11 protein-coding genes are annotated in these 13,942 nt (G+C 73.9%); 3 read left to right on the top strand and 8 right to left on the bottom strand.

What is annotated here, in order from left to right:
* The first annotated feature begins 75 nt into the window (after positions 1-75).
* Positions 76-864, top strand: a complete 789-nt coding sequence (locus ACIPSC_RS15795; RefSeq protein WP_400826170.1) for a ferritin-like domain-containing protein — start codon at positions 76-78, stop codon at positions 862-864.
* 116 nt (positions 865-980) lie between these two features.
* Here the strand turns inward: ACIPSC_RS15795 and folE are convergent, their stop codons facing one another.
* The 6 genes from folE to dacB all read right to left on the bottom strand — a co-directional run bounded on the left by folE (position 981) and on the right by dacB (position 9,028).
* On the bottom strand, positions 981-1,586 hold the full coding sequence (gene folE / locus ACIPSC_RS15790; protein ID WP_218204572.1) for a GTP cyclohydrolase I FolE: 606 nt from the start codon (positions 1,584-1,586) through the stop codon (positions 981-983).
* A gap of 111 nt (positions 1,587-1,697) precedes the next feature.
* Entirely contained in the window at positions 1,698-3,755 is a 2,058-nt protein-coding gene (gene ftsH, locus ACIPSC_RS15785) for an ATP-dependent zinc metalloprotease FtsH (RefSeq protein ID WP_400826168.1), read from the bottom strand.
* A gap of 237 nt (positions 3,756-3,992) precedes the next feature.
* On the bottom strand, positions 3,993-4,547 hold the full coding sequence (hpt, locus tag ACIPSC_RS15780; protein ID WP_030059589.1) for a hypoxanthine phosphoribosyltransferase: 555 nt from the start codon (positions 4,545-4,547) through the stop codon (positions 3,993-3,995).
* A gap of 69 nt (positions 4,548-4,616) precedes the next feature.
* Entirely contained in the window at positions 4,617-5,744 is a 1,128-nt protein-coding gene (gene tilS / locus ACIPSC_RS15775; RefSeq protein ID WP_400826167.1) for a tRNA lysidine(34) synthetase TilS, read from the bottom strand.
* A 335-nt stretch (positions 5,745-6,079) separates the two neighbouring features.
* Complete coding sequence (locus tag ACIPSC_RS15770) at positions 6,080-7,261, bottom strand: zinc-dependent metalloprotease (RefSeq protein ID WP_400826165.1); 1,182 nt, start codon at positions 7,259-7,261, stop codon at positions 6,080-6,082.
* A 138-nt stretch (positions 7,262-7,399) separates the two neighbouring features.
* Positions 7,400-9,028, bottom strand: a complete 1,629-nt coding sequence (gene dacB, locus ACIPSC_RS15765) for a D-alanyl-D-alanine carboxypeptidase/D-alanyl-D-alanine-endopeptidase (protein ID WP_400826164.1) — start codon at positions 9,026-9,028, stop codon at positions 7,400-7,402.
* A 76-nt stretch (positions 9,029-9,104) separates the two neighbouring features.
* Here dacB and ACIPSC_RS15760 point away from each other — a divergent pair, with 76 nt between their 5' ends.
* A complete protein-coding gene (locus ACIPSC_RS15760; RefSeq protein ID WP_030244505.1) occupies positions 9,105-9,596 on the top strand; it encodes an inorganic diphosphatase in 492 nt (163 codons plus the stop codon).
* A gap of 198 nt (positions 9,597-9,794) precedes the next feature.
* Complete coding sequence (locus ACIPSC_RS15755; RefSeq protein ID WP_400826163.1) at positions 9,795-10,466, top strand: heme oxygenase (biliverdin-producing); 672 nt, start codon at positions 9,795-9,797, stop codon at positions 10,464-10,466.
* A 101-nt stretch (positions 10,467-10,567) separates the two neighbouring features.
* Here ACIPSC_RS15755 and ACIPSC_RS15750 read toward each other — a convergent pair whose 3' ends face one another.
* The gene (locus ACIPSC_RS15750; protein WP_400826162.1) at positions 10,568-12,265 is read right to left on the bottom strand and encodes an HtaA domain-containing protein; all 1,698 of its coding nucleotides are present in this window, start codon (positions 12,263-12,265) and stop codon (positions 10,568-10,570) included.
* 40 nt (positions 12,266-12,305) lie between these two features.
* Positions 12,306-13,871, bottom strand: a complete 1,566-nt coding sequence (locus ACIPSC_RS15745; protein ID WP_400826160.1) for an HtaA domain-containing protein — start codon at positions 13,869-13,871, stop codon at positions 12,306-12,308.
* Between the last annotated feature and the right edge of the window lie 71 nt (positions 13,872-13,942).

Genomic DNA, 13,942 nt, shown 5'->3' with positions numbered 1-13,942 from the left:
CGCCGGCACACCGGGGGGAACGTATCGCGGCCGCGGCCGAACGGCCGCACCGCCCCGGACCGAGCAGGAGGCCCCATGCTCAGCACTCGATCGCTCTTCGACGAGATCTACCGGAACGACGAGGCCTACCAGCTGTTCTGCAGCATCGCGGCCGGCGGCGAGGACCAGGGCGGCTGGGAGAACGAGCGGATCACCGCGCTCACCCGGGACCCGGTGCTCGCCCCCAAGATCGCCCGGCACGGCGCCGACGAGCGCAAGCACGGCCGGATCTTCACCCAGCTGCTCCACAAGCGCGCCCTGCCCAAGGTGGCGGTCCCCGCCGAGGCCGACTACTGCATGCTGCTGGAGCGCCAGGGCGTCGGCCTCTCCCACGAACGGCTCAACAGCGAGGTGCCGCTGACCGAGCGCGAGATCATCACCTATCTGGCGCACAGCCGGGTCACCGAGCAGCGCGCGGCCGAGCAGATGCGCCAGCTGGTCAAGGTCTACGGCGACAACCCGGACCTCGGCCGGGCGATGCGGATGATCTCCGCCGACGAGGACAACCACCTCGCCTACTGCCACGAGGAGCTGCTCCGCTTCACCGCCGAGGGCCACGGCCCGTACATCCGGCACATCCTGGAGACCAGCGCCCGCGGCGAGATCCGCACCCACCGGGACGTCGGCCTCGCGGTGACCTCCCGGATGGCCCGGATCCTCCGGTGGCCGCGCTGGCAGCTGACGGTGGTCACGGTCGGCGTCCACGCGCTCTACCTGTACGACCGGGCCTTCGGCTGGCGGCGGATGGTGAAGCTGCGGATGCCCGAACGCCGCAACGCCCTGGGCACCCCGGCCCCGCCGCACGCCGAGCGCGAGCTGCTCTGAGCGGCCGGGCGCCGAGCAGCGCAGCCGCCCGGCGCCCCGTCCGGCAGGGCCCCGGCGGCCCCGAAGCCCGGGCGCCCCAGCGCCCCAGCGCCTCAGCGCCTCAGCGCCTCAGCGCCTCAGCGCCCGATGATGAGGCTCATCGCCTCGGCCCGGGTGGCCGGGTCGCGCAGCTGGCCGCGCACGCAGGACGTGATGGTCTTGGCGCCCGGCTTGCGGATGCCCCGCATCGACATGCACATGTGCTCGCACTCGACCACGACGATCGCCCCGCGCGGCTCCAGGATCCGCATCAGCGCGTCCGCGACCTGGCTGGTCAGCCGCTCCTGGACCTGCGGGCGCCGGGCGTAGACGTCGACCAGCCGGGCCAGCTTGGACAGGCCGGTGATCTTCCCGCTGGTGGACGGGATGTAGCCGACGTGCGCGACACCGCGGAAGGGCACCAGGTGGTGCTCGCAGACGGACGTCAGCTCGATGTCCTTGACCAGCACCATCTCGTCGTGACCGAGGTCGAAGGTGGTGGTGAGGACGTCCTCCGGCTCCTGCCAGAGGCCCGCGAATATCTCCTTGTACGCCCGCGCGACCCGGGCGGGCGTCTCCAGCAGGCCCTCGCGGTCCGGGTCCTCCCCCACGGCGAGCAGCAGCTCGCGGATGGCGTTCTCGGCCCGCTTCTGGTCGAAGATCCCGACGGCGGGCGGACCGTCGAGCGTCACCGGGTCGATCATGCGGGCCTCGCTTACTCGTGGGACTACGTGGGCTGAACAGCACGGATGCCGCGCCTCCAGGGTACAAACCCCGGTGACGCGGCATCCATTCCGTTCCGTACGGCGGGCCGGTCAGCCCTCCGTGGGCGGCTCCGTCGGGAGCGGCGGGAGCTTCACCACGTCGACCTGGGCGGCGTCGGTGGCGGCGGTCGAGGCGCCGTTGGTCAGCGCCAGCTCCTTCGGCGACTGGACCGGCGGGCGGGTGGACGGCGTCCGGCGGGCGGAACCCGTCCAGGCCGGCCGGGCCGGGCGCTTGACGATCGGGGCGAAGATCTCGGCGATCTGCTCCTTGTTGAGGGTCTCCTTCTCCAGGAGCTCCAGGACCAGGTTGTCGAGCACGTCACGGTTCTCGACCAGGATCTCCCAGGCCTCGTTGTGCGCGTTCTCGATGAGCTTCTTGACCTCTTCGTCGACCAGCCCGGCGACCTCTTCCGAGTAGTCGCGCTGGTGGCCCATCTCGCGGCCCAGGAAGGGCTCCGAGTTGTCGCTGCCGAACTTGATCGCACCCAGGCGCTCGGTCATGCCGTACTGGGTGACCATGGCCCGCGCGGTGGCGGTGGCCTTCTCGATGTCGTTCGAGGCGCCCGTGGTCGGGTCGTGGAAGACCAGCTCCTCCGCAGCGCGGCCGCCCAGCATGTAGGCCAGCTGGTCGAGCATCTCGTTGCGGGTGGTGGAGTACTTGTCCTCGTCCGGCAGCACCATGGTGTAGCCGAGGGCCCGGCCGCGGGACAGGATGGTGATCTTGTGCACCGGGTCGCTGTTCGGGCACGCCGCCGCCACCAGGGCGTGGCCGCCCTCGTGGTACGCGGTGATCTTCTTCTCCTTGTCGGACATGATCCGCGTGCGCTTCTGCGGACCGGCCACGACGCGGTCGATCGCCTCGTCCAGGATGCCGTTGTCGATCAGCTTCTTGTCCGAGCGGGCGGTCAGCAGAGCGGCCTCGTTGAGGACGTTCGACAGGTCCGCACCGGTGAAGCCCGGGGTGCGCTTGGCGACGGCCGAGAGGTCGACGTCCGGCGCGATCGGCTTGCCCTTCTGGTGCACCTTGAGGATGTCCAGCCGGCCCTGGAGGTCGGGGCGCTCGACCGCGATCTGACGGTCGAAGCGGCCCGGGCGCAGCAGCGCCGGGTCCAGGATGTCGGGGCGGTTGGTCGCGGCGATCAGGATCACGCCGCCCTTGACGTCGAAGCCGTCCATCTCGACCAGCAGCTGGTTGAGGGTCTGCTCACGCTCGTCGTGGCCACCGCCGAGGCCCGCACCGCGGTGCCGGCCGACGGCGTCGATCTCGTCGACGAAGACGATCGCCGGGGCGTTCGCCTTGGCCTGCTCGAAGAGGTCGCGGACGCGGCTGGCGCCGACACCGACGAACATCTCGACGAAGTCCGAGCCGGAGATCGAGTAGAACGGCACCCCGGCCTCGCCCGCGACGGCGCGCGCCAGCAGGGTCTTGCCGGTACCGGGCGGGCCGTAGAGCAGCACGCCCTTGGGGATCTTGGCGCCGACGGCCTGGAACTTCGCCGGCTCCTGGAGGAACTCCTTGATCTCGTGGAGCTCCTCGACCGCCTCGTCCGCACCGGCGACGTCCGCGAAGGTGGTCTTCGGGGTGTCCTTGGTGAGCAGCTTGGCCTTGGACTTGCCGAACTGCATGACGCGCGAGCCGCCGCCCTGCATCTGGTTCATCAGGAACAGGAAGACCAGGACGATGATCACGATGGGCAGCATCGACAGCAGCAGGCTGACGAAGGTGCTCTGCTTCTCGGGGCTGATGGTGTAGCCCTCGGGAAGCGTGTTCTGGTCGTTGTCGTTGATCTGCGCCTGCAGCTTGTCGGCGATCCCGACACCCTGGTCGCCGATGTACGAGGCCTGGAACTTACTGCCGGACGGGGTCTTGCCCGTACCGGCGTCGGACAGCTTGGCGCCGTCCTTCAGCTGGATCTTGATCGTGTTCGAGTCACCAGTGGTGATCTGCGCCGACTTGACCTGCTTGGCGTCGATCGCCGCGACGACCTGCCCGGTGTCCACCGTCTTGTAGCCGTTCGAGTCCGAAACGACCTGCATCAGCACGATGACGGCGAGGACGGCCAGCACGATCCACATGATCGGCGCACGGAAGTATCGCTTGACGTCCATCCATGCGGGGCGTTGCCGCCCCGTCCCTCCTGCCACTCAACGGCGCCGCGGGGCTTTGGCCACCGGCGCATCCGGTCTGTGCTCATGTGAAGAGCGGTTTATTGGACCGTACCGCAGTCCAGCCCGCCAGTGGCGGGAGCACAGCGGCACGACGTGTTTCCATTTCCCCCCGATGCAACGGGCGGGAACGGCGTACTGTTCCCGCCCGTAGCCCGAACGGGGCTCGCGGACCGTGCCTCAGCCGCCGTAGACGTGCGGCGCGAGGGTCCCGATGAAGGGGAGGTTGCGAAGCTTCTCCGCGTAGTCGAGGCCGTAGCCGACCACGAACTCGTTGGGGATGTCGAACCCGACGTACTTGACGTCGATCTCGACCTTGGCCGCGTCCGGCTTGCGCAGCAGGGTGCAGACCTCCAGCGAGGCCGGTCCGCGCGAGCCCAGGTTGCCGAGCAGCCAGGAGAGCGTCAGGCCGGAGTCGATGATGTCCTCGACGATCAGGACGTCACGGCCGGCGATGTCGGTGTCCAGGTCCTTGAGGATCCGGACGACACCGGAGGACTTGGTGCCCATCCCGTACGACGAGACGGCCATCCAGTCCATGGTCACCTGCGAGTGCAGGGCACGGGCGAGGTCGGCCATGACCATCACGGCCCCCTTGAGGACGCCGACGATCAGCAGGTCCTTGCCTGCGTAGTCCCGGTCGATGCGCTCGGCCAGCTCCAGGAGCTTGGCGTCGATCTCGTCCTTGCTGATGAGCACCTTCGCGAGGTCAGCGCCCATGTCGTTCTGGTCCACCGGGGATACGTCCTCAAACGTTCGGGGTCTGGATGGCCGGCGGCCGACGCCCCCGGGCATGCCTGCCCGTCAGTCGCCCTGCCGCCGAAAGACCAGCGTGCCACACCTGCGGGTGGCTTCGACGCCCCCGGGTAGGTGCAGCGGCCCCTGGCCGCGCCATCCGGTGACCAGCAGGTCGATCGTTTCGAGGTGGCGCGCGAAGAGGTCCCCGGCCGGACAGCCCGCCCGCAGCGCGGCCCGGCGCAGCACCCGGCGGCGCACCGCGGGGGGCAGTTCGGCGAGTTTCACGGCGTCCAGGGTGCCTTCGCCCGTCCGGAGGTCGCGCTCGGCGAGCGAGGCCCACTGGTCCAGCGCGTCGGCGTCGTCGCGGAACAGCCGGGCGGTGCGGGCCAGCGCCTCCACGACGCCGCCGCCGAGGTGCTTCTCCAGCACCGGCAGCACCTCGTGGCGCACCCGGGAGCGGGTGTAGGCCGGGTCGCAGTTGTGCGGGTCGTCCCAGACCGGGATCGCCTGGGCGGAGCAGGCCTGCCGGGTGGCGGCCCGGTCCAGCTCCAGCAGAGGACGCCGGTAGCGGCCCTTCTGGGCCGGCATGCCGGCCAGCGAGCGGGCACCGGAGCCGCGGGCCAGGCCCAGCAGCACCGTCTCGGCCTGGTCGTCCCGGGTGTGGCCGAGCAGCACGGCGAGCGCACCGTGGCGCTCGGCGGCCTCGTCAAGCGCCGCGTAGCGGGCGTCCCGCGCGGCGGCCTCGGGACCGCCCGCCCGGCCGACCCGGACCGGGATCGCCTCGACCGGGTCGAGCCCGAGCGAGCGGAGCCGCTCGGCCACCTGGGCGGCGCGGTCCGCGGAGCCGTCCTGGAGCCCGTGGTCGACGGTGACGGCGCCGATCCGCAGGCCGATCTTGGGGGCCTCGAAGGCGGCCGCGATGGCCAGCGCCATGGAGTCCGCACCGCCGCTGACGGCGACCAGGACCAGCGGCGAGCCGGGTGCGGCCGGGGTGCGCGGGAGCCCGGAGGGGTGGCGGTGGGCGTTGCCGATCAGGGTGGTGCCGGCGGCGGCGCCGACCAGCGGTGCCCCGCTCGGGCGCTCGCGGGGCTCGCGCACGGGCGCGGTGAAGGTGGTGCCGGCCTCGGCGGCGAGGTCGGTGAGCGTGCGGCGTACGGCCAGGCGTATCGCGGCGACTGCGGGGTGTGGGCCCACGGCGGACGGCTCCTTGGCGGAGGGGACGGGACGGCGGTGGGCGCGGCGGGGACCGCGCATCTGTGAGCACCGTGTTACCGGGCGCTCACAGATGGTGGCAGAAAGGAGGCACCCGCTACGCCACCCGCGCCACCGGTACGACCACCGTCCCACGTTCGGGTGAATGGAGAAACGTATCTTCACCCGCCATCTGCACGACTGGACCACTCGTACGAACGGGATTGACCGCTGCCGACCGGTGGACGGGCAGGACCCGACCCGGCCGGGCGGGTCACCCGGATCCGAGCGGGCGGATCACCCCGCCCCGGGCGGGCGGAGCTCCCCGCCCGAGCGGGTCACCTGCCCACGCGGGCGACCCAGGCGGCGGGGTCGTGGATCTCCTCCTTGGTCGGCAGCGTGTTCGGCGACGTCCAGACCCGGTTGAAGCCCTCCATGCCGACCCGCTCCACCACCCCGCGGACGAAGACCGCGCCGTCCTGGTACTGGCGGAGCTTGGCGTCCATGCCGAGCAGCCGGCGCAGCACCAGGTCGAGCCGGTTGGCGCCGCGGTCCCGGCGCTGCTGGAACTTCTCCCGGATCTCCGCCACGCTCGGCACCACCGCCGGGCCGACGCCGTCCATCACCACGTCCGCATGGCCCTCCAGCAGCGACATCACGGCCGTCAGCCGGCCCAGGATCTCGCGCTGGGCGGGCGACTGGACGATCTCCAGCAGGCCGGTCGAGGCCTGCCCGGACTCACCGCGGCCGCCGACGCCGGGCAGGCCGCCGCCGAGCGAGCCGGCCGCGTCCCGCAGCCGGTCCAGCAGGGCGCCCGGGTCGACGTCCGTCTCGGCGAGGAAGGACTGCACCTCGGACTGGATGTGGTCGCGCAGCCAGGGCACCGCGGTGAACTGGGTGCGGTGGGTCTCCTCGTGCAGGCAGACCCAGAGCCGGAAGTCGGCCGGGTCGACGTCCAGCTCGCGCTCGACGTGCACGATGTTCGGCGCCACCAGCAGCAGCCGGCCGGGGCCGGGCCCCTCGGGGCCGAGCCGGGGCTTGTCGAAGAGCGCGGCCGGGCTGTCCGGCGCCTCCAGCGAGGGCTCGGCCGGGGCGAAGGTCTCGTACTGGCCGAGCACCTTGGTGGACAGGAAGGCCAGCAGCGCACCCACCTCGATGCCGGTGGCCTTCTCCCCCACCGCGCCCAGGACGCCGGCGGTGGCGCTGTTGGCCCGGCGGGCCTGCAGCTTCTCCACCAGCGGCTGGACTACGGTGCGGAACCCCGCCACGTTGGCCCGCACCCAGCCGGGGCGGTCCACGATCAGGACCGGGGTCGCCGCGGCCTCGGCGAGGCTGCTGGAGCGCATGCCGGTGAACTCCCGGACGTGCTCCTCGGCCTCCAGGGCGTGCCGGCGCAGCTCCGCGACCACCGCCGCCGCTTCGGCGCGGCTCACCTCCGGCCCCGGCCGCACCAGCCTGGTCGCGGTCGCGACTGCGAGATTCCAGTCGACCATGTCGGCACCACCGCTCGCGCTCGTCATGCCCTCACCGTACGTGCTCGGACCCATCGAGGGGAGCCACCCGTGACAACGGCCCGCGAACCGGGCCGGGCCCGGGGCCTCCGAAGGCCGCTGCGCGGGCCGGCGGGGCACTGACGGCGCGACAAGCCGTCAGTGCCGTCAGTGGCAGCCGCAGGCGGCGATCCGGGCCACCACGCGGTCCATGGCGGCGCGGGCGGTGTCGGCGGGGGCGGTGGTCTTCGTCATCACGGCGAACACCAGCAGCCGGCCCTCGCTGTCCACCACCGTGCCGGCCAGGGTGTTGACGCCGTTGAGGCTGCCGGTCTTGGCCCGGACCAGGCCGGCCGCGTCGACCGCGCCCGAGCCCGAGCCGTACCGCTTGCCGAGGGTGCCGGTGAACCCGGCGATCGGCAGGCCGGTGAGCACCGGGCGCAGCGCCGGGTGCTGCTCGGAGGCGGCCAGCGCCAGCAGGCGGACCAGGACGGCCGGCGGGATCGCGTTGCCCGGGTGCAGCCCGCTGCCGTCGTTGAGCAGCACGCCGGTCATCGGCACGCCGAGCTTGGCGAGCTCCTGGGTGACGGCGGTGGCCGCGCCCTCGAAGCTGGCCGGCTGGTGGGCGGCGAGCGCGGCCTGACGGGCGATCGCCTCGGCGAGGGTGTTGTCCGAGGTGGTCAGCAGCCGCTCGACCAGCCGGGCGACGGTCGGCGAGTCCACCCGGCCGAGGACGGGCGCGGTGGCCGCCGCCGGGGCGGCGGCGGGCTTGGCCTTGCCCTCGACGGTGATGCCCTGGGCCTTCAGCAGCGCGGCGAAGGCCTCGGCGGCCTGCCCGGCCGGGTCGGCGACGCGGGGCGGGGCGTCCTCCCGGCTCTTCGGGTCGACCCTGCCCTCGTCCACCATCAGCGGGGTGACCAGCGCGATGTTCTCCGCGTCGTGGTTCTTGTGCTGGGGGTTCCCGGAGTAGAGCGAGAGGTCGTAGTCGAGCTTCACCGCGGTGGTGCCGGCGGCCTTGAGCGCCGCCGCGGTCTGCCGGGCGAGCGCGTCCAGCGAGGCGGGGGCGGTGTCGGCGTCGGCGGGCAGGCCGCCGATCTGCACCTGGTCGGCGGGCAGCGTGGTGAGGGTCGGGTCACCGCCACCCACCAGGGTGATCTCGCCGGGACCCGCGCCCTTGACGACCCGGGTGGTCAGCCGGGTGTCGGCCGGGATCAGCGAGAGCGCGGCGATCGAGGTCGCCAGCTTGGTGGTGGAGGCGGGCGTCGCCGGGGTGTTCTCGCCCGAGCCGTAGAGAGGTTGGCCGCCGGCGGCGTCGGCGACGGCGAAGCTGACGGTGCCGAGGTTCTTGTCGCCCAGCGCGGCGGCGAGCGCCTGCTGGAGCCCCTTGGCGGTCGGCAGGCCCGCGCCCGGGCCGGCCTCGGCCAGCGCCAGGACGGCCCCGGCGCCGGGCGCCGGGCGCGCGGCGCCCGGGGAGGCCGCGGAGGAGGCCGGGGCGGAGGAACCGGCCGAGGGGGCCCGGGTGGCGGAGGGCGTCCCGGTCGGGCGGGGCGTCTCGGTCGCGCCCGTGCGCCCCTTGCCCTTGCCGTTGCCCCCCTTGTTGTCGTTGTTGTCGCCGGGCTTGCCGTCCCGGTCGTCGTCCTCGTCGTGGCCGGCGCTGTGCCCGCCGGGCGACGGCGAGGGCTGCGCGTACGCGCCACCACCCGAGGTCAGGACCGTACCGGCGACCAGCAACGCCACCCCGAACAGCCCCGCGGCCGTCCCCCTGCGGCGGCGACCCGCCCCGACCCCTGCACCCACCGACCGGCCCCTTTCCTGAGCACTCACTCCCGTAGGAGACACTTGGATTCTGTCAGTCCCTACCTTGGAGGAACCGTTGGAGTTCGACGTCCTTATCGAAATCCCGAAGGGCTCTCGTAACAAGTACGAGGTCGACCACGAGACCGGCCGTCTGCGGCTCGACCGGATGCTCTTCACCTCGACTCGCTACCCGGCCGACTACGGCTACGTCGAGGGCACGCTCGGCGAGGACGGCGACCCGCTGGACGCGCTGGTCATCCTGGACGAGCCGACCTTCCCCGGCTGCCTGATCAAGTGCCGCGCGATCGGCATGTTCCAGATGACGGACGAGGCTGGCGGCGACGACAAGCTGCTCTGCGTCCCGGCGACCGACCCGCGCTGGGAGCACCTGCGGGACATCCACCACGTGTCGGAGTTCGACCGCCTGGAGATCCAGCACTTCTTCGAGGTCTACAAGGACCTGGAGCCCGGCAAGTCCGTCGAGGGTGCCAACTGGGTCGGCCGCGCCGAGGCCGAGGCCGAGGTCACCGCGTCGATCAAGCGCCTGGCGGAGCAGGGCGGTCACTGAGCCGTCGTGCCGATCTCGTTCGCCCAGGGCCGTTCGAGGTAGGTCGAGGCAGTCGGAGGCCGGGGTTCGCGGAGCAGTCCGCGGCCCCGGCCTTCGCCGTTCCCGGGGCCGGGCCGGTTTGCCGACACCCTGTCGGCATCCAGCCGACTTAGGTTAGGCTAACCATAATTCGAGGCCGATTCGATCCCTGGAGGCCGCATGCCCGCGCCCGAGCAAGCCGTCCCGTTCTCGACCGTGCTCCGCACCGCCAGCAGCGAGGAGCACGCGGCCGCGGAGCAGTCGCCGTTCATGAGCCGCCTGCTCGGCGGGCAGCTCGGGATCGACGCCTACGCCGACCTCACGGGCCAGCTCTGGTACGTCTACCGCGCCCTGGAGGAGCAGGCCGACGCGCTCGCCGGGCACCCGGTGGCCGGGCCGTTCATCGACCGGGCACTGCTGCGCACGGCCGCCATCGAGCGCGACCTGGCGCACCTGCGCGGGCCCGACTGGCGCACCGGGCTGTCGCCGCTGCCGGCCACCTCCGCCTACGCGGACCGGGTGGCGGAGCTGGCGGCCGAGTGGCCCGCCGGATACGTGGCGCACCACTACACCCGCTACCTGGGCGACCTCTCGGGCGGCCAGATCGTCCGCGGGATCGCGGAGCGGACCTGGGGCTTCGAGCGCAAGGGCGACGGCGTCCGGTTCTACGTCTTCGAGGAGGTCGCCAACCCGGCCGCCCTCAAGCGCGAGTACCGGGCCAAGCTGGACGCGGCCGGCGTCGCCCTCGACGAGGTCGGACGCCGCCGGGTGGTCGAGGAGTGCAAGCGCGCCTTCGCCCTCAACGGCGCGGTCTTCCGCGCCCTGGAAGCGCGCTACCCGCTGAGCGCATAGGCCCTGTCCGGCCGATCTTGCCGAGTGCAGAAACGATTCCTCCAAGGGCCGGGCCCCGGCGAGCGGTTGCTCGCCGGGGCCCGGCCCGTTCCGCTGCCGGGTCAGGACTGCGGGCTCCGGCGGCGGACCAGCACCGTGGCGCCGCCGCCGGCCAGCAGCAGCCCGGCCGCCGTCGCGGCCAGCGGCACCACCGGGGTGGACGAGCCGGTCGAGGCCAGCACGCCGCCGCCGAGGCCGGCGCTGCCGCCGGTGGTCAGCGAGGCGCCGGCGACCACACCGGTGCCCGTACCGGTTCCGGTCCTGACGGCGCCGCCGGCCGCGGAGCCGCCCGCGGGGGCGGCCGGCAGCTCGGCGCCGCGGTCGAAGGCCAGCGAGACGGTGACCGGGTCGAGCGCCTCACCCGCCGGGTAGCTGCCGAACACGGGCACCCCCTCGGCCGTCAGGGTGGCCGGGACGCCGGAGAGCGTCACCACGCCGCCGACCGGGGCCGGGTTCGCCCGGGAGAGGTCCAGCTTCGCGATCCTGGCCGTAGTCAGCGCGACGTCGGGCTTGCCGTCGCGCGACTTGGCGCGGACGTCGGCGGTCAGGTAGGCGCCGTCCCGGTCGACGGTCAGGCCGAGCTTGGAGAGCGTGGTGTCCAGCTGGTACCCGCCGCCGGCCTCGGGGTGGCCGAGGAAGCGGACCGAGCCGCCGAAGCCGGCCGCCACCGCGTGGTTGACGGTGTCGTAGCTGCCGGCGGCGCCGCCGAAGCGGTAGTCGGCCGCGCCGCCGCCGAACTCCACCTTGCCGCCGGTCATCGGCTTCGCCAGGTAGCTGCGGAAGCTCTCCTTCACCGACCAGTCGAGGGTGCCGTTCACGACGGCGAGCCGTCCGGTCCCGGTCGGGGCGGGCGTGCCGGCGGCCGGCGGGGGCGTGGACGCGGACGGCGAGCCGGTGGCGCCCGGGGACTGCGTCCCGGTCGGGGACGCGGTCGGGCTCGCGGACGGCGAACCCGTGGCGGTGGACGTGGCGGTCGCCGTCGGCGAGGCGGTGGCGCTCGGGGACTGCGACGCAGTCGGGCTCGCGGTCGCGGACGTCGACGCGCCGGCGGACGTGCTCGCGGACGCGCTCGCCGACGGCGAGCCCGTGGCCGGGGCGGTCGGCGACGGTTCGGCCGGGCGCTGCTGCAGCAGCAGCGCCAGCGGATCCATCTCCGTACCCGCCGGGTAGAAGCCCGCGAAGGCCTTCACCCCCTGCTCGGTGAGCTTGGCCGCGGTCGGCACGCCCGTCGTGGTGTCCCGCCCGACGGCGAACGTCACCAGCGGTACGTCGTCCCGCCGGGTGGTCTCGGCGGCGCCGACCGACTCCTTGGAGGCGGTGTCGGCGGTGAGCGTGCCGGTCGTGCCCGAGGTGGTGAGCTTCAGGTCGCTCAGCGCCACGTCCAGCGCGCCGTGGTGGGCGGTGAACCGGACGCCCCCGGTGAACGCGGCGGTGAGGGCGTGGGTGGTCAGGTCGTAGCGCGCGTTCGCCAGCGCGAAGTGGTAGCTGCCGTCGGCGTTGGCGGTCGCGCCGCCGCTGAGCTCCACCGCGCCCTGGCCGACCGGCCCGGTGACGTAGCTGCGGAAGCTGGCCTTGACCCCCCAGTCCAGCGCACCGGTGGCGTAGTCGACACTGCCGGGCCCGCCCGCGCCGAACGCCAGTGCGGGGGCGCCGAAGGCGGTCAGACCGAGGCCGGCGGTGACGGCCGCGGTGGCGGCCGCGAGGACGGCCGGCCGGGTGCGGCTGCGGCGGCCTGCGGGCAGGGCGGTGCTGCGGGACATGGCAGTACTCCGTTTCGGTGAGCGGGGGGAAGGGCCGACGTCAGGCCGGATCGGCGGGGGTGGCGTCGGAGGGGTCGGCCGCGGCGGCGCCCCGGTCGGCCGGGGCGGCCCGGAGCCGCCGGCGGCGGGCGAGCACGCCGCCGCCGGCCGCGGCCAGGGCGGCCGCCAGCACGGCGCCGGCCACCGCCGCGGCGGGGAGGCCGTCCGGGGAGGAGGCAGCGGCTGCGGGCGTCGCCGTGGGCACCGCCGTGGCGGTCGGGCTCGGCGCGGCGGGCGGGGCGCTGCCGAGGTCGGGCAGCGGGGGGAGCGCGGCGCCCGGTCCGAGGGCGACGGCGAAGCTCAGCGGGTCCATCTCGGTGCCCGGCGGGTAGAGCCCGCAAAAGGCCCTGGAGCCCGCCTCGGTGAGCCTCAGCGGCAGCTCGGCGGCCTTGAGCAGAGCGCCCTCGGGCTTCAGGCCGGCCGCGTCGAAGACGGCCAGCTCGACACGGGTCAGCTGCTGGGTGCTGCCGTCCGGCGTACGGCCGGAGACGTCGGCGAGCAGCCGGCCCCGGCCGTCGGCGACCTCCACCGCCGGACGGGCCAGGGTGAGGTCGAGTCCGTAGGCGTCGCCCGTGCGCATGCCGGTGAAGCGGACGGTACCGGTGAAGGCGGCGGTGAGCGCGCCGGTGGCGGGCTCGTAGCGGCCCTCGGCCGGGGTCCAGCGGAAGAACGCGCCGCCGTCCGCCGCACCGCCGCCGAGCTCCCAACGGCCTTGGGCTACGGCGCCGGTGACGTAGTCGCGGAAGGTCCTGCGCACGCCCCAGTCGAGCGCGCCGGCCGAGAAGGCCGTCCGTTCGGGGGCGCCGGGGGCGGCGGTCGGATCGGGCACCGGCGCAGCGGAGGGGGAGGCGGAGGAGGTGGCGGGAGGAGCGGTGGCGGCCGGCTCGGCGGCCGGCCCCGAGGCGGTGCCGGCCGGGCGCGGACTCGGCGGCGCGGCCGGGAGGTTGACGGAGAGGCCGACCGGGTCCAGGGCCGTGCCGGCCGGGTAGAAGCCGCCGAAGGCCCGGGCCCCGGCGTCGGTCAGGGTGGCGGGCACCCCGGTGAGCGTCAGCGCCCCCGTGGCGCCCCGCAGGTCGACACCGGCCAGCGAGAGGTCGGCCAGCTTGGCCTGGCTCGTGCGGGCGACCAGGCCGGTCTCCCGCGACTTGCTGCTGACGTCCGCATACAGCCCGGCCGCCCCGCCCGGGGCGGCCCGGAAGGTGAGCCGGGCGATGCTCAGGTCGAGGGCGTCGGCCCCGTTCTCCCGGTGCCCGGTGAACCGGACCCCGCCGGAGAACCCGGCGGTCAGCGCGCCGGTCGCCGGGTCGTAGGCGCCGTCGGCCGAGTGGAACCGGAAGGTGTTCCCGCCGACCGTCGCGGCGCCGCCGCTCAGGCTCCAACCGCCCTTGGCGACGGGGCCGGTGACGTACGCGAGGAAGGACTGCCGGATCCCCCAGTCCAGCCGCCCGCCGGCGACCCGGCCCTCCGCCGCCACCGCCCCGGCCGGCGGCAGCGCCGCCGTCAGCAGGGCGGCGAGGGCGGCCACCAGGGTGGCGGCCAGGCGACGGAACCGTCTGGGCAGAGGCACGGCGGATCACTCCTCGGCGCGACAGGGGAAGGGGCCGGTGCGACGCCGACCCCCTTGCGAAACTCAGGTAA

This window comes from Kitasatospora sp. NPDC090091, from assembly GCF_044747365.1.
Taxonomy (GTDB): domain Bacteria; phylum Actinomycetota; class Actinomycetes; order Streptomycetales; family Streptomycetaceae; genus Kitasatospora.
The sequence above is the reverse complement of the archived record's forward strand: the minus strand, read 5'-3'. Positions and strand labels throughout refer to the sequence as shown.